This is a genomic window from Marinomonas sp. S3726, assembly GCF_000967665.1.
Classification (GTDB): Bacteria; Pseudomonadota; Gammaproteobacteria; order Pseudomonadales; family Marinomonadaceae; genus Marinomonas.
The window spans coordinates 45,025-65,917 of sequence record NZ_JXYC01000023.1 but is presented as its reverse complement, the minus strand read 5'-3'; the positions used below and the strand labels follow the sequence as shown (position 1 = coordinate 65,917).

Below are 20,893 nucleotides of genomic sequence, written 5' to 3'. Positions count from 1 at the left end.
TAGAAAGTATATGACTCAAAGAGAGAAGTTTGAAATTAGAGAGATAGAGAAAAATTCTCCTTATTTAGATGAAGTAGAGTGTTTATTTCAGTCTGAATGGTCCGATTTTCAACTTAACAATGACTATAACCAGAGTTCAAATTTTCCAGCTGTCATTGTTGCAACATTGGATAATGAATTAGTTGGTGGCTTGGCTTTTTCTCGATTCAAAGAGCCAAATCGTGAAGCTGAGGTTATTTGGATTAACGCGGTATTTGTTAAACCAGAACAGCGAGGTAAAGGCTTGGCTAAAGACCTTATTCGAGCGGGAGTGAATAAGGCCTGTTTGTTTAAGCAAGCATACTTATATGCTTATACGAATGTGCCTCAGCTATATCAGGATATAGGTTGGGATGAAGTGGATACTGAGAGTGAGCCAAATCATAAGGTAATGAGTATAAAAATGTATGCAGATTAAAAATTGGAAAGATATTGCTTATCTTGAAAGCGGAACTAAAAGTCGGCGTCAGGCTTGTATGTTGCTAAAGGAGTATAAAACTCTTGAATCCCTTTTTGTTTTTAAGCCTATTTTAGTCAGCACTGTTTGTGTAGACCTTGATGTCGCAGGTTCCCTGGCTTTTTAGGAGACCCATTTCTAACGTTTCTTGAGTTAGAAAAACTTGATGGTATTCACCTTAAAACCTTGGTAAAAAACTCAGGTAATATTTGACTAAATATTACCTGAGTTTTTAATTCTCAATTATAAGCGGACAATCAACTTGCCTTTGTTTTCACCTGTTGTGAAAAGGTTTAGTCCTGTCATTGCTGACTCTAGCCCTTCTAATACATGTGACCTGTGCTTGATTTTGCCTTCCATAACATAAGGGGCGAACTTTTCTAACAGAGCAGGTGCATTTTGGAAGTGATCTGTCATGACAAAACCTTCGACTCTTAATCGCTTCTTGATGATATTTGACCAGCTTGGAGCCGCTTGTGGTTCACCCGCTTCATAATCTGCAATCAAACCACAGACAATAATACGACCATGTTCATTCATTCTATTGTAAATATGGTGTTGGATTGGACCACCTGTATTCTCAAAGAATAGATCAATGCCTTTAGGTGCTAATTTTGCTAGTTGTGCATCAATATCATCAGATTTGTAGTTAATCGCGCCATCAAAGCCAAGTTCATGAACTATCCAGTCTGCCTTCTCATCGCTTCCAACAATGCCAATAACATTTAATCCATCTGCCTTAGCAAGTTGACCAACAATAGAGCCAACAGAGCCTGCTGCACCCGTTACCACAAGTGTTTCACCCGCTTTAGGTTGACCCACATTAAATAGCCCTTGTGTCGCTGTTAAGCCTGGAAGGGCGAAGAGAGATAGCACATCTGCATCAGGAAGAGGGGCATCAACCTTATCTAGTCCTTCTCCATTGCTTAAGTAGAGCTCTTGCCATCCCATCATGCCTGTTACTCGATCACCTATATTAAAATCTGGGTGGTTAGATTCAATCACTTCACCAATGCCAAAGCTGCGCATGACTGTGCCAAGTTCAACTGGAGGAATATAGCTTCCAGTATCTGCGTTCATCCAACCAAACATGGCTGGGTCCAGTGACATGTGGTTTTGCTTAACCAGTAATTCGCCTTCTTTTACAACTGGCTTTTCTAGTTGCACTGCTTGGAAAAAATCTGGAGTAATCGGGCCTGTAACAAGGTGTTTGTTAAGATTTATCGCTTTATAGCTAGTCATAATAGTTATCCTAAAGAGTCATTTTTGTATTCATCACTTTTCTAAAACAAAGCAATGTTGAAGCAATAGAGGTATGCTAAGTTATAATTTTTGATAGATATATGGTCTAAAATAGCTTTCTTTATTGTCTAAAAGACATTAATTGATGGGCAAATAACGTAGGTGTAAAACAAATGGATCAACTCAGGGCATTAAAATACTTTGTTAAAATTGTTGAGTTAGGCAATTTTAGTAAAGCCGCAGCGTTTTTTTCTGTGCCGTCTTCTTCCTTGTCTCGTCGTATTTCAGATCTAGAAGAAAGCCTAGGGGCAACATTGTTAAAGCGCACAACGCGCGTGGTTCAGCCAACTGAGGTGGGCCGTGAGTATTATCTGCAAGTCAGCGAAGTGCTTAATCAATTAGAGAAAAGTAATGAGGTAGTGAAAAGTTATCAGACTGTGCCAAGCGGTAAGCTTACGATTAGCGCTATGCCGGGTGTGGGTGAGCGTATTCTGCTGCCTCTATTAGATGAATTAAGTGAGATGTATCCTGATTTAATTTTAGACGTAAGTTTAAGTGATGAGTTAGCAAGCTTAAGTTACGATGAAGTTGATATAGCAATACGTGGCGGTCATGCACCTAATGAGCGAGTCGTGGCTTTACTTTTGATTGATAACACCTTTTACCCCGTTGCATCACCTGACTACTTAGCGCAAATGGGAACGCCAAAATCTGCATTAGAGCTCCCTCAACATAAGGGGATCTACTACCGCATGCCATCTGGTCCTCACCCTTGGTTATGTGAAATTGAAGGGCAATGGCGTGATGTGTCTGCACCTGCTGTGATAATCAGTAATGCGGATGAATGGTTACTTGATAAAGCGGTACAAGGGAAAGGTATCGTTATGATGCCTCGTTGGATCTTAAAACCTTACGTAGAAAGAGGGGAACTGGTTGAGCTAGATATTCAACCTCAAGTGAGCATTACCCAGAAACCGGGTTTGGCGATTTATCTCCTATATCAAAAACAGCGTTATAAGGTACCTAAAATTAAAGTTGCGGTAGATTTTTTAGTCGAGCGAATTAAAGGGCATTATTGAGTCTCTTTAGAGAGTTGTTGACAAGGAATTTCTAATATATAAATATGAGGTGATGAAAACGAATCTTGATATGCAGCAGGTACGAATTATTACCATTCCTTAGGAATGGTGGATACTTGATGCATATAACTTATCAAACCCACCTCATGAGGTGGGTTTTTTTGTTTCTACCTCATGGGATTAATCTCTTTTGTAGGAATTAACATGAAAAAAATAGCCGTATTTGGAAAGCCCGGAAGTGGTAAGTCACGTTTAAGCCAGTCTCTAGCCTTAGCGACGAGCATCCCTTTGTATCAATTAGATTCAATCCTCTATCAAAAAAACGGTGATATGATAGAGCGTGGAATCTTTGATAAAACTCATGATGAGATACTCTCATCTGAAACATGGATAATAGATGGTTTTGGTCCAATGGGCGCATTTAAACAGCGTTTAGATGCAGCAGATACCTTGGTTTATATCGATCTTCCTTACTTATCTAGCTATTGGTTTGTGACCAAGCGGATGCTGAAAGGTGTCGTAGTGAAACCTGAAGGCTGGCCTGAGGGGAGTTCAGTCATAAAGGGCTCAATACAAAGCTATAAAACATTACGATTGTGTCCAAAGTTTTGGAATAATGATTTCTTAAATGCTCTTAAGGCAAGGTCTAGTCATCAAACAGTGCATATAATCAAAACCGTATCTGAGCTAAACCGTTTTGTTAGCCATTATGTGAATTAGTTTAGAAAGCACATTTTTTGAATTAATGCTTAAGGAGAGCAGCTGGGTGCGTTAATGATAAATTGCCCTCATAAATAAAGTGTCTTGGCTGCTGAGATATTGGGTCAATAAACTCAAGCTCTTTTGCGAGAAGTTGCAATGGGGCTTGATAGTTATCGGCAGATTGAGGCTCCAATTCTGGGTAGTATTTATCATTGAGGATAGGCCAGCCTAATGACTGCATGTGAAGACGTAATTGATGGGTTTTACCTGTGATTGGCTTTAATTCGAATAAAGCCAATTCATCAACTTGTTGAGTACAACGAATAATAGAATGGCTATTAGCTTGTTTGCTGTTTTCGCTACCTTCTAAAATTTGCATGCGAAAGCTAGGTTTGCTTTTCACAATTCGGTTTTTTACCTGCCATTCTTGATCGATAAGACTTTCATTCGCGTCTATCTTGGCAATGGCTTGATAGGTTTTGTCTATCTGCCTTGTTTCGAATAACTCATGATAACCTTGGCTCGTTTCAGGATTAACCGAAAAAATGACTAATCCAGCAGTGACTCTGTCTAATCTATGTAATGCCTGGAGTGACTCAATGCCTGTGCGACGTCTCAAGCGATTTTGCAAACACTCATTCACATAAATCCCTCCTGGCGTCACAGGTAAAAAGTGGGGTTTATAAGCGACTAAAATATCTTGGTCTTGAAATAGAATCGTTTCTTCGAAGGGGATTTTAGGTTCGTTTTCAACTTCTCTGTAATAGTAAACCCGTTGTTGGGGCAGAATAGCCGACTCGGCTGTGATTAATGAACCATCGTGCCAATGTACCTTGCCATCAAGCATACGTTGTCGCCAAATAGCGGCATCTATAAAGGGGAATTTAATAATCAGATATTCTAAAACAGTCGTCACACCAGGGTTAACCTGCGGCAAGCTGAGTTTTGAAGGCTGTTTAGATATTGACATTGAGTAATCCATCTTTAAATCTGTTTAAGCTGATTAGTGTATTTTAAACAAATAATAGGTTTGTTGTTATTGTTACTTTTCTTATAAGAGTCAAATAGTTATCTTATGAACTATTGACTTAATTTGCTCCTGTCTTGCTGAATAATATAGCGATTTTATGAGGGCAGAAAACTCAAACCGAAAAATTAAATAAGGAAACTTTATGTCTAGTGTCGTAGTTAATTTTGAATTTGAAAAAGAAACCAAAAATAGTGTCCGTTATAAAGAAGTACCAGAGGAAGGGAAAGCGCCTATTGTAGGCTCTATTTATGTACAAAAGTGGTTTGCAGGTTCGAGTAAAAATATTGCTATCAGTATTGAGAAGAAAGATTAATCGCAATCTTTATAGTTAGAGCGCTCAAGATGTTTTGTATGATGTAAATGGAACTTTAAAACTTCACAAAGGAATGGTAAACAAAACACTATGATGAAAACTCTATTCTCATTTATCTTTCTTAGCGTCTCGCTGAGCCTTCAAGCTGGCTCTATTGAGCTTACTGAGCCCGAATTAAATAATCCCTTCAAAATAACGAATAGCCATACCCTAGCAATCGAATCTCAGCGGTTAGGGCGTGATTATAAACTCTATATAAAATTACCAAGAGGCTATTTTGACGAGAATAGCCAGTCCAAACGCTATCCTGTTTTATATTTAAATGATGGACCACATACCTTTAAGGTTGCTTCTGGCGTGACGCACTTTCCTAGTATGGATAAGGCGATTTTGGTAGGGATCTCTTTTGCTAAAGGAGAAAATGGTCAATTTAGCCGAGTGCGTGATCTCACGCCCGAAGTAGATAAAAGCTGGGTGAACTATAAGACAGGTGGCGCGCCTGCTTATTTAGATTTTATTCAGAAAGAAGTTTTTCCTCTTATTGAAGGCCAATATCGTACGGATACAAATAAACGAATGCTAGCGGGACACTCTTTAGGTGGCTCTTTTGCTGCTTGGGTGCTAGTGACTAAGCCTGAGCTGTTTTCTGCCTATGTGCTAACTAGTCCATCATTGTGGTTTAAAAAGGATTTAATTTTTACGTTTGAGAATACCTACGCGAGCCAGCATACAAGCTTGAACGCTAAAGTGTTTATGGCCACTGGTGCGTTAGAAACAACGGCAAATGGCATGCGAAATGATATGGTAGATGGTCATAAACGCTTCATGAAACGTTTAGAATCTCGTGGATATCATGGTTTGCAATTAAAAGGTGAGGTGGTTCAAGGTACGGACCATTACTCAACCTTTCCAATTGGCCTAACAAAAGGGCTAATGTGGATTTATCAGGATATCTAATGGGTATCTGCTGAAACCAACTTGAATGTGTTTATAAACGGCTCTTTTCTAGGCTAGAGGCTAGAGGCTAGAGGCTAGATGCGTCAAAAAGGCTTTAACTTTCTGAAGCGGGTATTTTCGCCCCGAGTAAAAGGCGTGTAATACTAAGTCTTCTGGTTTTTCATCAAGTTTAATTTCAATTAAATCCCCTTTGGCTATTTCTGCTTGGCAAGCATGCAGTGGTAATATGGCAAAACCCAAACCTTTTAGCGCTGCTGCCTTGGCAAGGTTGCCGCTATTCACTTTATAGCTGGACTCCACTTGTAGTTTTTCTTGGTTTTTAAAGCGCCAAGGCGTGCCCTGTAACACAGATAAACTCGTAATACAGGGGGATTTGCTAAGTTCATTCAAGGTACTTGGTACGGCATGCTCTTTGAGCAGAGAGGGTGATGCTACGACACAGCTTGTCCAACGTAGTATTTCTTTTGCTACCCAGCCAGAATCTTCGAGTGGCCCACGGCCAAAGCTTAGTATCAGATCAAACCCATCTAACAAGCCTTCATTTGGGTTTAATTGAGTATCACAACTTAACTGAATCTGGGGGTGCTGTAGGCAAAAGTCCGCAATGACTTCTCCCATGAAAGGGAGGTCTGGTGTGATTATTTTAAGGTGACCAGACACTGATTCTCCATGTAACGAGACTTCCTCTAATGCATCATCCATCGCTTGCATTAAGGGTATTAGTGAGTGATAGAGTTTTGTGCCTGCAGCTGTTGCCTGCATTTTTCGGGTCGTTCTCTCCAATAAACGTGAATTTAGCGACTTTTCTAATAGAGATACGTGACGACTCACATTCGAACTAGGTAGCTGAAGTTGCTCCGCTGCTAATTTAAAACTTAATTGTTCGTAGACACTTTTAAAGCTAAGTAGCCATTGGGTTTCAATTTTTTCAATCATAAATTAACTCATTAAATGGGATTAACTATTTAATAATTACCAATTTATCCTAATTAATGAGTTTGTCACACTCTATTTCGAATTTAATTTTGAGATAAAGGCGTGGTAATCAATATGAAAGCAAAAGCAGTAAAGCACATCGCCATTGTTGGTGCTGGTATAGCGGGTTTAGCCCTAGCTATTTTGGTGATTAAAAAAGGGTATCGAGTGAGTGTTTATGAAGCCAATGCGGGCATTAAAACCATGGGTGCCGGTATTACCTTATGGCCAAATGCCATGTTTGTAATGCAAAAGCTTGGTCTTGATAAAGCGGTATTGGAAAAGGGCGGTTTGCCTATGTTTATGCAGCAATACGATAACGAAGGGCAACTAAAAGCAGAACTTGACATAAAAGAAGTCAATCGGCTTTGTGGGTACCGTTCGGTCAGTATTTTGCGTCGTGACTTGATGACTATTTTAGAGAATAAGTTGGTGGCATTAGGTGGAAGCATAAGATTTTCATCTGCAATCAAAGCGCAAGATATTGAAGCAATAGCAAGAGATGTTGATTTAGTCGTCGGTGCGGATGGACGTATGAGGTCTGTAGTGAGACAACATCTATTTAACGACTCTGTAGCGCCTAGTTACCAAGGTTTTGTGAATATTATTGGGACAGCTCAGTTAGAAGATCATGCATTAGAAGAGGCGATACAAGATTATCGAGGTGATGCAGAGCGCTTTGGCATCGTTTCTGTAAAAGGAGGGCGCAGTTATTGGGCCGCGGCTTGGGCTACTCAGTTTGATAAAAAAAGGCCTGTGACCAGTTGGTATGAAGAGATGCATGAACGCTTTCAAGCTTGGCCAGATAGGGTTAAAGCAATATTGAATCATTATGAGCCAGCATCACTAAATCATATTCTTGTTCATGATATAGCGCCTTTACCTTATTGGCATAAAGATAATGTGCTTATTATTGGAGATGCAGCGCATGCACCTTTACCCACTTCAGGCCAAGGTGCCTGTCAGGCCTTGGAAGATGCTTGGCATTTAGTGACGCTTTTGGATGAGCATAACTCACAAGAGAGAAAGCAAGCGGGCAAGACTAATAATTTGCAAGAGATCTTAAACCGGTTTTATCAAAGTCGTATAGATAAAACGACTGCGGCTCAAAACATCGGACGAAGGCTTGCTAGCCGTATTTTCTCTTCATCAAGTGAAGCAAGTGCTAGCTCAAAAACTGATTCCTCTCAGTTAGGTGCAAGTGTCTCTGCTAATCAGTTAAGAGAGTTTTGGATGCAAGGTCTAACAAACTAGTCATCTCGTAAACTCTCTGGTCGCTTTTTTTAAGCTATTCTGTGCTTTCGAGTAAGGTGCTTTCCTCCTCTGAGGTGTGGAATAGCTTGAGGCTAAAGGTCAGAATGCTTGCAAACGCCGTAGCAAAAATAAGTATTTCAAGCACGGAAAACCAATGACCTAAGCTAAAAACGATGAAGCCTGATAAGGGTTTACTGACATTATTCACTATCATTAATAGCCCCATCACCTTGTTATAGTCTTTTCGAGCAATGATCTCCATTCTTCTGGTACGTATATAAATATTAAACATGCCATCAAACCCGAGTATGAGCATGGCGCCAATTACAAAGAGTTCGAAACTGTTGGCAAAACCTGAGATAAAACCGCCTAAACTTACACAGATGAAAGCAATGATGCCAAGTTGGGTTGGTGTTGTACGATCAGAGAGCCTAACTATCATGATAAGTACTAGGATAGAGGCGAGGGCGCCAGCCGTTTGCAAACTTGCAAAACTGGCCGCCTCTTTTCCAAAGTATCCAATGACAGCAGGCGCACCAATGGCCAATAAGGTGCCATAGATAATATTTAATAAAAAAGTCGACAAGACAATTCGCTGTAGTGGCTTGGATTTAAAGAGATAGCTTTGTCCGACGCTAAAGTTAGCGGCAAGTCGTTGTTTTAATGAGAGCAAACGATCTGAAGGACCATCAAGTTTATCTTGTTTCACACCTTTTATTAACGCTAAGTTTGCAATAATAAAAATGAAGATAAAACTCGCTAAAACCCAATGAAACTCAGCAATACTTAAGGCTGCAGCAAAAATGATGGGAGCTGTTACCAGAGCGGTTTGCTCTAAACTTTGCACCTTGGCTTGAACCTTAGCGAAATATTTTGGTGCTATTAATTGGGTTAATAGGGACTCTTGTGCCATAAAATTGATGGCAAAACCAAGTCCATTGAACACTGATAAGAGCACCACAAGAGTAAAAATTACCTGGCTATTTTGTCCATCAAGAATGAATAAGCCTGTTGCGACAAGAATACTCACAAAAGCTCTAGTGATATTAACTAGGCTCATTAGTTTGATTAACGGATATCTATCGATTAATAACCCCGCAACTGGGCTAAAAAACACCTTAACTAAATACTCAATCGTGAATGCTAGGCCTGCTAGTTGTGCACTTTGCGTGGTTTGAAAAACAAATAAGGGGATTAAAAACATCAGACCATAGTCTGCTAAAGCTGTCATGAAACGATTAAGGTACAAATAGATATTCACTGACAAATCCTTGCTATAAATAAGGTTGGCAAGTCTATTTGATAACTTAAAATAGTGTAATACACTCAAGATCTAATTCACTATTAGCTTAAAGGAATTAATAGGGCGATATGTCACGACATGGAGATAAATTTCAACGGATGCGAATATTCGTTACCTTGGTTAAAGCGGGTTCTTTTGCTAAAGCGGCTGAGCATTTGCAACTTAAAAGCCCCACGGTGACTAAAGCGATACAGCTATTAGAGCAGGATTTACAAACTCAATTGGTGATAAGAAGTACTCGTACCATGTCTTTGACAGACACAGGGCGGCGCTATTTTGATAAGGCAGAATTTATTCTGAATGAACTTGAAGAGCTAGAGAACGATACAAAGCAAGCACAGGGTACGCCAAGAGGTAAATTAAAACTAACGGCACCTGTTTCGCTAGGGCAGCATTTATTGGCACCTATTATTCCTAAATTTATGAAACGCTATCCTGAGATTGAAGTGGAGCTCGATCTATCTAATCATTGGCGTGATTTAAAGCGAGATGGTTATGATCTAGGTATCCGCTCTAAAAAGCCAGGCGCTGATTTAGGCTTATATTGTTTGCCTATTAAACCTTTGTTACCTATTTTGGTGGCAAGCCCAACCTATCTTAGTGTCAATGGAACACCGACACATCCAGATGAGTTAAAAGCACACAGTGTTATTTTACATAAAGGCGGAGACAAGCTTTTTAATCAATGGAAATTTTCACATCCTGATTTGGGAAAATTTGCCTTTGAAGCCAGTAGCCGTTATATCAGTAATCATATTCCTGTCTCTATCGAAGCTGCTTTACAGGGTTTGGGGGTATTAAATACTTACTCTGTTTATGTGGAGGAGGCTCTGAATAAGGGGGATTTAGTTCAGTTATTACCTGACTTTGAACAACCAGATATTGATCGTTTTGCTTTTTACCACCAAAAGCGTGCTCTTTCGCCTAAATTGGATGCTTTTTTAAACTTTTTAGAAGAAGAAATAGGAGTGGAGCAATAACCATTTCGTTGTTTTCATCACATACTCTATTTGATTAGTATTAGGCCAACAAGGAGAGATAAATGTCATCAAGAGCTGAACTGGTAACCCGAGAGCTAACGCGTATTGATGGGGTAAAGATTACAAAAGAGGAAGCCAAGTATCAGAAAATGGCCCTGTCTCCTTTTGTGTTTTATCGAGGGTCCGCTCAACTTTTTTATGCGGATATTGCTTCTGGTACCTTACTTATCCCAAATGCTCTAAAAAACCTGCCGTTAACCTGTGTAATGGGAGATTGTCATGCGTCAAATTTTGGTTTTTTGACAGAGGAAGGCTCCCATGGAGGGCGTGTTATATTCTCACCAAATGACTTCGATGATGCCTGTATTGGGCGGCCTGAGTGGGATCTATTGAGGTTTAGTATCAGTTTGGCTTTAACGACTCAGCATTGTCGTTTAGAAGCAGATGCGACAGATGAAGTTGTGACTCAATCACAAGTTGAACAAGGGATTGAGTCTTTCTTAAAAGGCTATTTATCTATTTGCGAACTAGGTCTTAATGGCCAAGAGCATCGACACATGGCCATGGATAGAAGTGCCCTTGAAAACTTTTCTATCTTGAGTAAGCCCTTTAAAAAAGCACAAAGGCGAGCAATTGGCGGAGAACAATTTCATCTAAAAAGCACATTAGCCAAAGCGATTAAGTTTGAAGGCACGTCTTTATCTTTTAAGGATTTAGAGGACAAGTTCCTACCTTTGGATGACGCGCTTTATCAAGAACTGGCGGATACCTTTGCGCCTTACATGGATGATTATATCTGGGATATTGTTGCTCGTAAAAATGCAGGCACAGGCTCGGTGAATATGTCACGCTATTACTTTTTAATTGGCCCAAAAGGCTATAAAGGGCTTGAAGATTTAGCCTTATGTCATCTTGTTGAAGTTAAAAAGCAGAGAGAGGCTGCTCCTATCTATTTTTTTCCGGGATTGAGTCCGAACAACCGTTTAAATCCTGCTCATCTAACGATTATGTGCCAGCGTAAAATGCAACGCTATCCGGATTTAGTATTGGATGAGGTTGAATGGCAAAATGAACATTGGTTAATTCGATCTCGACATCATGCAAAAGTGGGTATTGACCCAGAAGATATTGCTCTAGGTAAAAAAGCAGCTTTAAAAGGCGGTTTTGTTGATTACGCTGTCGCTTGTGGTAAAGCTTTGGCCCTGGCTCATTGTCGCAGTGACAAGCGCTCTTTGGCTTTTGAGGAGAGTGTGGTCTTGTCTTTACCTACTTGTATTGACGAGATAAAGCTATCTAGTCTTGCTTACGCAAAACAGGTAACAGAAGACTGGTTATGGCTAAAAGACCAAATTCGAACCTAGGTTTCTAGGGCTAACGCTTCTATATATTTATCAATTCTAATGTGCTTTTTTATTAGCTCTCTATGCTTTTTAGGACTGATATTTTTGTATTAATGACTTTTTTATTCATAAATTGGCCCTGTTTTATTAGTCTGAGCTAAGTATCTCATCACCTATTCGGTCAAATGATTGGCTGTTATATTTATTATTAATTAAACGTATGGGGCGTAATATTTATATAAGTATTTGTAATTTATAGAAAAATAAATATTATGTGCTTGTCGTGAATGTTTCTTTAACTATGAAAAATCATGGATTAAAAAAGTTTTCGATCAGATGGGTATTTAAAGTCATTACTTTTGATCAGGTAGATCAGAATTAAGTTAAATCATTGAGGGAACAATGCAGATTAAAAGAGCAAGAGACGCTTATAGCCTTTATTTTCGATTTAATAATAAACGTAGCTTATCGACTATGCTTCCAAGTGAGCTAGCTATTATCGAATCATCTGGATTATTAGCTTATATAGACAAAACACGGGAATTTGATAATCAAATTTTAATTTATCAGTCTTGTGATCTGGACTATTTAACTAGTATTTATCGTTTATACGGCCATGGCTTCCAGCCTGAAATTAGTATTGAAGCAGGTTTGATGAACGACGATTTGAAACATTGGTTAGATGAAAAAGGTTATCAGCCAGAATACCAGCATGCTTTTTTGAGTTTAAATCGCTCTCGAGCAAAATTTAACCATATGAAACTGAATAATGTGACAGTTGAACGCTGGCAAGAAAACAAAGTGGATGACTTTTTAGCGCTTTTGAAAACATCAGGTGTTACTTGTACTGACCAAATTTGGAAAGAAAAAAAGTCGTTTTACTGTGCTGAATCATTCCGTACTTTTATTGCTTACTTTCATGGTGAACCTTGTGCCTGGGCGACATCTTATGTGAAAAATGATGTTGCGATTTTAGCTAATGCCTTTACGCAAGAAAGCTTGCGAGGTAGAGGTTGTCAATTGGCGCTTTTAAATGCTCGAATTGAAGATGCGCTTACGCTAGGTTCCGAATTGATTTTAACGGATGTCATCCCAGAAAGTGTTAGTCAGAAAAACTGTTATAGTATGGGTTTTAATTCCGATGGCACCCGACAAGTTTGGGTGAAAAGCTAGTCGGCTTAACTAGTTTATCTACTCTTTTTCCTGCCATTTTGTATACGAGGAGTATCAGTGGAAATACGAGCTATCAATTGGCAAGACGCTCTGCCCTTAAGACAAGAGGTCTTATGGCCAGATAAACCAATAAGCTTTTGTCAGGTTGATGGTGATGAGGACGCGCAACATTATGGCGTATACAAGGCAGGGAGTTTAGTGTGCGTCGCTTCTGTCTATAAAAATAAAGATGTGGCAAGGCTTAGAAAGTTTGCCACATTAGACGCATTTCAAGGGTTAGGGATTGGTTCTCGCTTGATAAAACACATTATGAGAGAGCTTCAACACGAGGGGATAAGGCTTTTCTGGTGTGATGCTCGTATAACGGCTGCTGGGTTTTATGAAAAGCTAGGTATGGAAAAACAAGGTGAAGAGTTTAATAAATCAGGTGTTTTATATTTTAAGATGCAGATACACCTCAAATCACAGGTTCCCTAGGGAACCTGTGATTAAGTCACCTCTTCTCAGTCTGTTTTTCTAAGGCATATGGGGAAAAAATATCACACAAGACGTTACTTTGCGTTTATTAATAGAAAGTCTGTGTAAGTACCTTTCGAGAAGTGACAACACAGGGTGTTACTTTTTCTGAAATGCCGTTTAGACATTCTTCAAAGACCCGAAGGGCGTGGTCTAAAAGCCCTATCTTTACGTTAAGGGCCTTATCAATAGAATGACTATTAAGTTGCGACCCTCGCCATAAATCTAACGGCTTTTATTCACACGCTGAGGCGGGAGGACTTATTCGCAGGTTCCCTAGGCTTTGTCACATTTTATGCCCGCCTTATGTCAACGCTTCTGTAAATAAATCAAAAAATTAACACGTTTGTCGCATTTGCAGTTATAGTAGCCCGCGCTAAAGTAGGTTCCCTTTTTTAACTGTTTGGTTTTTTGAGGGAAAAGCTTAGTAATTTGAACAAAATAATAACACTCAAGTCGTTTTAGGAGAGCAAACAGGGGAGTTTGACTACCTTTAGTTGCCAGAGACTTGTTCACCATAGACATCATTAATTTTTAGCAAGGAACGCTGTAACCATGATTAATCGTTAGATTGGACTCAAATGAAAAATAACTCTAAAGCTTCAAAACATACCGGCATTTTTAAGTATAAAGAAGACCGCTGGCCCGTTACTATCATCCTTTCGCTTACTCTCTTAGATTTTATTCTCTATTTCACTCTTGAAAGCACAGTTTTACTCATAGGTTATTACCTATTAATGATTATTCCAAAAGGGGTTATTTGCGCTTGGAATCACCACCATCAGCATTTATTTACTTTCCGATCTGATGCTTTAAATCGTGGTTTGGAGTTCTTTTACGCGCTGCATACTGGTGTGACAACAAACCTATGGCGATTACACCATGTATTAGGTCACCATATTAACTTTCTTGACCAAGAAAAGGACGAGAGCCGCTGGCAACGTAAAGACGGCACTAAGATGGGGGTAATTGGCTATACACTTGAAGTGGCTATCACTGCTTACCCAAGAGGGTATTCAGTGGGTAAACGCTTTCCCAAGCAACTTAAGCCTTTCTTAACTTATCTAGCGCCTACTTTTTTGATTGTGGGGCTACTTGTTTGGTTTAACCCTACTGCGGGCTTTTTCTTATTTGCCTTGCCTATGATTACCAGCTTACTTTTCACGGCTTATGTTACCTATGATCATCATTCTGGCTTGAGCACAGAGAATGAGTTTGAAGCTTCTTATAACAATTTAAATCGTGTCTTCAATCTATTGACAGGTAACCTTGGTTATCACACAGCTCATCACCACAGACAGGGTGTACATTGGTCTAGATTGCCTGAGTTACATGCCACGATTGCGGATAAAATTCCTGAACATCTCTACTTGCGTTCTTTATTCTCTCATAGATAGAGGTCTTCCTGTTTAACCATTAAAAGCTAACTCGGTGTACCAAGTAACAGGGTACACCGAAATCTTTAGTTAGATTTTATGAGCTGCTTTATGCAATATTTTAGGCTAAAGCTAGCCTAAAATGAGTTTATTAAGTTGTTCGTTATTTGGCAGTTTTTCCCCAATTAAATTTCCTGTTTCTGCATGATAAGCTAAGCCAGTCATTACTTTTTTAAATACACCTTTCATCATAGGGCGCATCAAAAGGCTTCCCATTAGTAAGCCAAGCGGCCCGCCTTTTACAACGAAATCTGCCGACATAAAAATCTCACAGGAGTTTGCATCGATAGCTTTAACGCTCATTTTAGCTTGCATGCTTTTAAGAGGAAGTGAGTGATCAGAAAGTAGTATGGTATAACCTTGGCCTTCCTGATATTCGATGATCTCTTCAACTAGACTAGATCCATCTTTAAAGGTGCAGTGACGTTTGGCACCTAATCCTCGATGAATATCATTGATGATAGGGGAGGAGGTAATTGTGGTCGCAAATTTCTCAACACTGGCATAGTCATCAAGTATGTTCCAAATCTGTTTTGCGGGAAGGTTAACTTTTATTGTGTTTTCTGCATGATGTGCCATGGTTATTTACCTTTCTATAAGTGAGTTTAATTTTTAATAAGTACATTATTTCGTTAAAACATTAGGTTTTATTAAGTTTGCTCTGCTTTTATGCCATTAATAATAATGACAATAGAGCGTATGAGGTTGCGCTCGAAATCAGGTTTTAACATTTGAAATTCTTCTAAGGCATAGACCTGATTAAGCGCATCGTTTTGCCTGCTACCTGCCCAATAGTTAGCGGTTGCTGCATAACTTAATGTGAGAAATTGAAATGCATTCTCACCTTCAAGAGCGGGATAAATTCTGCTAATTTCAAGCGCTAACTGATATAAAAGCCCTTTAGATTTACGTTTAAACTCAATTAACTCTTCATAGGATGAATTTGCTTCCAGTGCAATAAACATAAGGGGAGTCAGATCTAAAAACTCTGGGTGTTTTAATAAGATCTCAACCCAGGCTTGTGCAAACTTGAGACTATCTTCTTCTTGGTCAAAAGCCTTTAACTGGTTAATACAATCGTTAAACCAGTTTTCAAATAAATCCCCAAACACGTTTAAAAAGACTTCTTCTTTAGAGGTGAAATAACGGTACATATTGGACTTGGTAAAGCCTGCTTGAGCTGCAATGCCGTTAAAACTTACACCTTCGTAACCTTTTTCTTTAAAAAGTGTGAAAGCAGCCTGATAGATGGCCTCTTTCCTTTCACTTTTTTTGTCGTCTGTTCTCGCTCTTTGCCAATTCATAAGGTGTTTATCCTGAGTTGAAATATTTAAGTGTCTGTCGGTCTCTTATTTTAAGATTAAGAGACTGATGGTCTCTTGTCAAATATTTAATCTAAAATTGATGATTTTTATTATGGGGGGTTGTCGGTTTCTTCGCCTTACAGGCTTCGTTTCAGGCTGTTTTAGGTAAGATTTGCCTTGTAATCTTGGTATCATGTTTCTAAGGGCGTCTATGGAAAGGCAGGGAATGAAATGAAAGCTGAAATGGTGAATCAATTAGTTAGGATTTTCTCAACAAGAGTAAGCTTCACGCAAGATGACTGGGATAAGTTGTTAGCGGAAATGACTTTTAAGGTTTATCAGCCAAAAGATTTTATTTTTTCTTTCAATGATAAACCAAACAATATTTATTTTGTGATTGAGGGGATTGGTCGATATTTTTATATTGATCAAGAAGGAAGAGAGAGAAATAAATCTTTAGTAAGGGCTGGTGGGGCTTTTGCCAGTATTAGTACCTTAGTTGAAAATAGCCCTAGTCCTTTTTATACGCAAGCCATAACCCCATGTCGGGTTGCGGCAATAGATTATGCTTCTCTCGTAAAACTTGCACAAGTACACTCAAATATAATGGCTTTTCTTCTACAGCTTTTTGAACGCCTTGTGTTAAAGAAGGAGAAGAGAGAAGCCAGTTTTTTACTTCTATCGGCAAGAGAGCGTTATCAAATATTTTTAAAGGAATTTGAAGGTGAAAGCCATTTGATTCCCTTAAGGCATGTGGCTATGTACCTTGGTATTACAGATGTGAGCTTATCTCGGATTAGAAAAGAGATGGACTTAACATAGGTAAAGGTGAAGCCAAATATTTCCCAGTAAAGTAACTGAACACTTTATTGGAGAACGGAATGAAAAAACTACTGCCACCTATATTATTTTTACTTTTTATTGTTTTGATATTAGTTAGCTGCTGGTTATTAGGTTCGCGTCATAATTTAGCTTTCCCCTACAATTTGCTAGGCATACCTTGGATCTTGATTGGCTACTTGATGGCGATAAAAGGAAAAAACCTATTTAAAAAACGAGATACCAACATCATGACATTTGAGCGGCCAGATAAGTTGGTGACAGAAGGGCTTTATCGTTTTAGTCGAAATCCTATGTACCTTGGTTTTGTAATCGCCTTATTTGGTGTTGCACTAGTAAGTGGTGCTGCCATTAGCTCGTTCTTATGGGTAGTCTTATTCGTTATTATTACCAATACGTGGTACATCGCGTTTGAAGAGAAGGTGATGGTAGAGATCTTCGGTCAGGAATATGAAAATTACTGTAAAAGGGTAAGGCGCTGGATATAAGGGGTTGTTATCTAGCCTTTTACATTTATATGAATAGATTTTTTTAGAGGAAATATGGATATTTCATTGTTAGTAGATCATCAACAAGATGCACACCTTATTGCTAAATGGTATTTGGCAGAATGGGGACACAGTATGCCAGAAACAGTTAAAACGACGTTAACTGAGAAGGTTTTATTAGGTGCTAATAAAGACACTTTCCCTATGACTATTCTGGCACATATGGATCAAGCGTTAGTCGGTGTTGCTGAGCTTAAATATCGTGAATTAGAGCAATACCCCAACTGGCATCATTGGTTAGATGGCGTGTATGTACCGAGTGAACACAGAGGTAAAGGTGTTTCTAGCAAATTGATTCTTGAGGCCATAAAAAAAGCAAAACACTTAAAAGCTCAATCGTTATATTTGCGCTGTGAAGACCATAATATCGCACTGTATGAGAAGTATGGATTTGTCTCTGTTAAGACAGAAATGGATAGGGTTGGGAATAACGATGTTAGAAAAACTGTGATGGTGTTAACGGTCAGCGAGAATGCTTCAACAGCAAATATCGTAGCAGCTAACTTATGAGTATTTCACTGGGCCAAACTTCTTTAAGTCATGTTGCGATTAGTTGCACCGATTTAGAAAGATCGGTTAGGTTTTATACTCAGGTGTTAGGCCTTGAGGTGAATGAATCTCTTGGTCGTAATAAAGGAAATATAAAAGTAGCGATAGGTGCTGGCACCTATATTGAGTTATTCCCTTTTGAAATGTATCAGGCGCGCAACCAAGGTTCTTTAGTGCACTTTGCCCTGAATGTCAGATGTTTGAAGACTGCTATGGCATTTCTTGAATCTAAAGGCGCTCCCATTCTTAGGGGGCCTTTTGATATTAAGGGGCAAGATGAGCAAACAATTGCAAGACGTGTTGTTTTTATTCAAGGGCCTGATGGAGAAGAAATAGAATTAGTGCACAATATTTAGCTTATTAAGCATGATTCTTAATTAGCTAAAATAAGCTTTTAGTCTGATTTTCATTTGAGTTAATAAAAAATAGATTTTTAATATCAGTACCGCCTTATATAATGCCATCATAACCGCTTATGCTTTTTTGATTTGGAAAGCCTCTTTTTGGGTTTTTATATGGATGTATTATGCCCCGTTATCTCTTAATTTTAGTCTTAATGCCATGTTTGAATAGCCATGCAGATGAGAGCTTCTCTGAAGAAGGTTTTACGTCCGCCACAAGGTTTGATGTACTTTTAGGGCCTTCATTCAGTGATAGAAGTATCACTATCACTGATAAAGATAGCTCTGAGGAAGCGGCTAAATTCACAACGGATGGTATTGAGCTCGTACCCAGTATTTCACTTCGTACCAAACCTCAATATATCTGGGATGATAAGAATTGGTCCTATACTTTTTCCGCGAACTTTGTCTCATCAAAACTCGACAAACAAGTACAAACAGAGGGTTCAGCGTCCTCAAATTTAAATAATTTAGGTACAGAAATAGAAGGGTTATCCATCTATTTAACGCCCATCCTCTATTATCAGTTTGCTCGTGAAACGCCTGATACTTGGCAATATAGGGCGGGTGTAGGCATGGGGATAGGTTACCAGGATCATGAAGGCAGTTTTGTTGTCTCTAATTCTGATCATGCTAATTTTGGACAGACAGAAAAGGTGAACTACTCTGGCGTCAGTTTATCCGCAGGTATTTATTTAGAAGCCAGTTATAAACGTCATCATATTATGTTTAATGGTGATCTTATCGCAACATCGCCTTCAAACTCTGAGTATCAATACTTAGAAAACAATATCTCGTTAAAATATCAGTATCGAGTGCATTCCTTTATGCTTGGCTTTTAATTAGAGGTTAGCTTCTCATCAAGGCCTTACTTTCTAATTAAAGGTTACTCTGCTTATAGCCTGTACGATGGCTATAAGCGCTTTGATTTGAATATTAATAAATTTTTAGAATAAACCGTCAGGAAAACACTCAATATGTCCCTACTTTTTAAAGAAATTGATAGCCAAGCATCGCCTATCGGTGAAATCTCATTGCGCAGGCGACGTATTCCTGCACTTGGAGATCGGGATATTTATGAGGTGAAGCTTGGTGAAGAGTTTTTAATGTCGAGCATGTTTGTGGACGCCGAAGAGGCGTTATCAGAACTTGGACTTGCAGCAGTAAAAGGCGATGATTTAAGCGTCGTTGTGGGTGGCTTAGGCCTGGGTTATACCGCCGTCACAGCGCTTAAAGATTCACGTATTAAGGAACAGCTCGTTGTTGATTTTCTTGATACTGTGATTGGTTGGCACAAAGATGAATTAGTCCCTCTTGGTAAAATATTAAATGCAGATCCACGCAATCGTTATATTCATGGCAGTTTCTTTGATTTAGCAATTGATCCTGACAATGGCTTTGACCCTGAAGCGCCAGGTAAAAAGTTTGATGCTATCTTGTTAGATATCGACCATTCGCCAACTGAGTTCCTTGCCGCCACTAATGCCTCATTTTATTGTACTGAGAAACTAGCATTGATGGCAGAGCAGCTTAAACCACAAGGTGTGTTTGCCATGTGGTCACAAAACCTGCCTGAAGAAAGCTTTGAAACCTTGTTAAAAACGGTGTTTGATAAGGTTGAATCACATGTTGTGAAATTTGATAATCCGTTCCAAGGTGGCGTAGCGACAAACTCTGTTTATGTTTGCGTGAAGGGCTTATGAATAAGCATGCTAGTGTAAATCTTCATTTTTATAATATTTGAGAGAAAAATTTAAACGATGAAAATACGTTTTGAAAATGCAGCTGATTATAAAGCGATTGAAGCTATTACTTATCAAGCGTTTGAAAATCACCCACATCACGAACCTGGTGCCAAACCGAGCGAACACCTTATTGTTAATGGTTTAAGGAATAGCGGTGCTTTGACGCTTTCATTGGTGGCTGAAAATGAAACCGGCATAGTAGGGCATATTGCATTCTCACCTGTAAAAATTGCAGGTGAAGCTAGTCCTTGGTTTGGATTAGGACCCGTATCTGTTAAGCCTGAGTATCAAGGTAAAGGGGTTGGTAGCCAGTTAATCTTAAAAGGTTTAAATGAGTTAGTCACTCAGGGTGCACAAGGCGTTGTTTTATTAGGAGAGCCAGAATATTACGCTCGTTTTGGCTTTAAGGCAGACAGTAAGCTGACTTTAACGGGTGTACCTGCTCAATACTTTCTCGTTAAGGCGTTAACCTCATCGCCTTTACCAATGGGTGAAGTAAGTTATCACCAAGCATTCAATGTTTAAGGAACCTGCGAATAAGTCCTCCCGCCTCAGCGTGTGGATAAAAGCGCCTAGGTTTATGGCGAGGGGCGTAACTTAATAGTTATTCTATTGATAAGGCCCTCAACTTAAAGATAGGTCTTTTAGACCACGCCCTTCGGGTCTTTCAGAAAAAGCGTCACCCCGTGTTGTCCCTTTTCGAAAGGTGC

General features: G+C 39.2%; 25 protein-coding genes. 19 read left to right on the top strand and 6 right to left on the bottom strand.

Annotated features, from left to right (window positions below):
• Window positions 1–10 precede the first annotated feature (10 nt).
• On the top strand, window positions 11–457 hold the full coding sequence (locus TW85_RS17505) for a GNAT family N-acetyltransferase (protein ID WP_046018427.1): 447 nt from the start codon (window positions 11–13) through the stop codon (window positions 455–457).
• Window positions 447–623 carry a hypothetical protein gene (locus TW85_RS26190; protein ID WP_157196974.1) on the top strand — a complete coding sequence of 59 codons (177 nt, stop codon included), beginning with the start codon at window positions 447–449 and terminating at the stop codon, window positions 621–623. The genes TW85_RS17505 and TW85_RS26190 overlap by 11 nt, the downstream gene beginning before the upstream one ends.
• A gap of 116 nt (window positions 624–739) precedes the next feature.
• Here TW85_RS26190 and TW85_RS17500 read toward each other — a convergent pair whose 3' ends face one another.
• Window positions 740–1,738 (bottom strand): NADP-dependent oxidoreductase, encoded by a 999-nt coding sequence (locus TW85_RS17500; RefSeq protein WP_046018426.1) that lies wholly within the window; start codon window positions 1,736–1,738, stop codon window positions 740–742.
• A 173-nt stretch (window positions 1,739–1,911) separates the two neighbouring features.
• Between TW85_RS17500 and TW85_RS17495 the strand changes: the two genes are divergently transcribed.
• On the top strand, window positions 1,912–2,817 hold the full coding sequence (locus TW85_RS17495) for a LysR family transcriptional regulator (RefSeq protein ID WP_046018425.1): 906 nt from the start codon (window positions 1,912–1,914) through the stop codon (window positions 2,815–2,817).
• A 204-nt stretch (window positions 2,818–3,021) separates the two neighbouring features.
• Window positions 3,022–3,537 (top strand): adenylate kinase, encoded by a 516-nt coding sequence (locus TW85_RS17490; protein WP_046018424.1) that lies wholly within the window; start codon window positions 3,022–3,024, stop codon window positions 3,535–3,537.
• Between the two features lie 22 nt (window positions 3,538–3,559).
• Here the strand turns inward: TW85_RS17490 and TW85_RS17485 are convergent, their stop codons facing one another.
• Window positions 3,560–4,489 (bottom strand): pseudouridine synthase, encoded by a 930-nt coding sequence (locus tag TW85_RS17485; RefSeq protein WP_046018423.1) that lies wholly within the window; start codon window positions 4,487–4,489, stop codon window positions 3,560–3,562.
• Between the two features lie 202 nt (window positions 4,490–4,691).
• Here TW85_RS17485 and TW85_RS26385 point away from each other — a divergent pair, with 202 nt between their 5' ends.
• Together TW85_RS26385 and TW85_RS17480 are read left to right on the top strand one after the other, a co-directional pair.
• Complete coding sequence (locus TW85_RS26385) at window positions 4,692–4,862, top strand: hypothetical protein (protein ID WP_202904880.1); 171 nt, start codon at window positions 4,692–4,694, stop codon at window positions 4,860–4,862.
• Between the two features lie 90 nt (window positions 4,863–4,952).
• Window positions 4,953–5,819 (top strand): alpha/beta hydrolase-fold protein, encoded by an 867-nt coding sequence (locus TW85_RS17480; protein WP_202904879.1) that lies wholly within the window; start codon window positions 4,953–4,955, stop codon window positions 5,817–5,819.
• 60 nt (window positions 5,820–5,879) lie between these two features.
• Here TW85_RS17480 and TW85_RS17475 read toward each other — a convergent pair whose 3' ends face one another.
• On the bottom strand, window positions 5,880–6,755 hold the full coding sequence (locus TW85_RS17475) for a LysR family transcriptional regulator (RefSeq protein ID WP_046018422.1): 876 nt from the start codon (window positions 6,753–6,755) through the stop codon (window positions 5,880–5,882).
• 114 nt (window positions 6,756–6,869) lie between these two features.
• Between TW85_RS17475 and TW85_RS17470 the strand changes: the two genes are divergently transcribed.
• Entirely contained in the window at window positions 6,870–8,048 is a 1,179-nt protein-coding gene (locus TW85_RS17470; RefSeq protein WP_046018421.1) for an FAD-dependent monooxygenase, read from the top strand.
• 34 nt (window positions 8,049–8,082) lie between these two features.
• On the opposite strand, the gene TW85_RS17465 is transcribed toward TW85_RS17470, so the two are convergent.
• Window positions 8,083–9,309 (bottom strand): MFS transporter, encoded by a 1,227-nt coding sequence (locus TW85_RS17465; protein ID WP_046018420.1) that lies wholly within the window; start codon window positions 9,307–9,309, stop codon window positions 8,083–8,085.
• A 140-nt stretch (window positions 9,310–9,449) separates the two neighbouring features.
• Here TW85_RS17465 and TW85_RS17460 point away from each other — a divergent pair, with 140 nt between their 5' ends.
• The 5 genes from TW85_RS17460 to TW85_RS17440 all read left to right on the top strand — a co-directional run bounded on the left by TW85_RS17460 (window position 9,450) and on the right by TW85_RS17440 (window position 14,757).
• A complete protein-coding gene (locus tag TW85_RS17460) occupies window positions 9,450–10,331 on the top strand; it encodes a LysR family transcriptional regulator (protein WP_052702272.1) in 882 nt (293 codons plus the stop codon).
• 62 nt (window positions 10,332–10,393) lie between these two features.
• Window positions 10,394–11,692, top strand: a complete 1,299-nt coding sequence (locus TW85_RS17455) for a DUF2252 family protein (protein ID WP_046018418.1) — start codon at window positions 10,394–10,396, stop codon at window positions 11,690–11,692.
• Window positions 11,693–12,073: 381 nt separating this feature from the next.
• Entirely contained in the window at window positions 12,074–12,844 is a 771-nt protein-coding gene (locus TW85_RS17450) for a hypothetical protein (RefSeq protein WP_046018417.1), read from the top strand.
• 57 nt (window positions 12,845–12,901) lie between these two features.
• Window positions 12,902–13,321: a GNAT family N-acetyltransferase gene (locus TW85_RS17445; protein WP_046018416.1), complete on the top strand. Its 420-nt coding sequence runs from the start codon at window positions 12,902–12,904 to the stop codon at window positions 13,319–13,321.
• A 620-nt stretch (window positions 13,322–13,941) separates the two neighbouring features.
• Window positions 13,942–14,757: a fatty acid desaturase gene (locus TW85_RS17440; protein ID WP_046018415.1), complete on the top strand. Its 816-nt coding sequence runs from the start codon at window positions 13,942–13,944 to the stop codon at window positions 14,755–14,757.
• 111 nt (window positions 14,758–14,868) lie between these two features.
• On the opposite strand, the gene TW85_RS17435 is transcribed toward TW85_RS17440, so the two are convergent.
• On the bottom strand, window positions 14,869–15,375 hold the full coding sequence (locus TW85_RS17435) for an SRPBCC family protein (RefSeq protein ID WP_046018414.1): 507 nt from the start codon (window positions 15,373–15,375) through the stop codon (window positions 14,869–14,871).
• Between the two features lie 71 nt (window positions 15,376–15,446).
• A complete protein-coding gene (locus TW85_RS17430) occupies window positions 15,447–16,100 on the bottom strand; it encodes a TetR family transcriptional regulator (RefSeq protein ID WP_046018413.1) in 654 nt (217 codons plus the stop codon).
• A gap of 231 nt (window positions 16,101–16,331) precedes the next feature.
• Between TW85_RS17430 and TW85_RS17425 the strand changes: the two genes are divergently transcribed.
• The 7 genes from TW85_RS17425 (at window position 16,332) to TW85_RS17395 (ending at window position 20,708) form a co-directional block, all read left to right on the top strand.
• Window positions 16,332–16,922 (top strand): Crp/Fnr family transcriptional regulator, encoded by a 591-nt coding sequence (locus TW85_RS17425; protein WP_046018412.1) that lies wholly within the window; start codon window positions 16,332–16,334, stop codon window positions 16,920–16,922.
• A gap of 59 nt (window positions 16,923–16,981) precedes the next feature.
• On the top strand, window positions 16,982–17,428 hold the full coding sequence (locus TW85_RS17420) for an isoprenylcysteine carboxylmethyltransferase family protein (protein WP_046018411.1): 447 nt from the start codon (window positions 16,982–16,984) through the stop codon (window positions 17,426–17,428).
• Window positions 17,429–17,482: 54 nt separating this feature from the next.
• Window positions 17,483–17,998 (top strand): GNAT family N-acetyltransferase, encoded by a 516-nt coding sequence (locus TW85_RS17415; RefSeq protein ID WP_046018410.1) that lies wholly within the window; start codon window positions 17,483–17,485, stop codon window positions 17,996–17,998.
• A complete protein-coding gene (locus TW85_RS17410) occupies window positions 17,995–18,393 on the top strand; it encodes a VOC family protein (protein ID WP_046018409.1) in 399 nt (132 codons plus the stop codon). Before TW85_RS17415 ends, TW85_RS17410 begins: the two co-directional genes overlap by 4 nt.
• 170 nt (window positions 18,394–18,563) lie before the next feature.
• Complete coding sequence (locus tag TW85_RS17405) at window positions 18,564–19,280, top strand: hypothetical protein (protein WP_046018408.1); 717 nt, start codon at window positions 18,564–18,566, stop codon at window positions 19,278–19,280.
• Window positions 19,281–19,415: 135 nt separating this feature from the next.
• Window positions 19,416–20,141 (top strand): spermidine synthase, encoded by a 726-nt coding sequence (locus TW85_RS17400; RefSeq protein ID WP_046018407.1) that lies wholly within the window; start codon window positions 19,416–19,418, stop codon window positions 20,139–20,141.
• Between the two features lie 57 nt (window positions 20,142–20,198).
• Window positions 20,199–20,708 carry an N-acetyltransferase gene (locus TW85_RS17395; RefSeq protein WP_046018406.1) on the top strand — a complete coding sequence of 170 codons (510 nt, stop codon included), beginning with the start codon at window positions 20,199–20,201 and terminating at the stop codon, window positions 20,706–20,708.
• Window positions 20,709–20,893 lie beyond the last annotated feature (185 nt).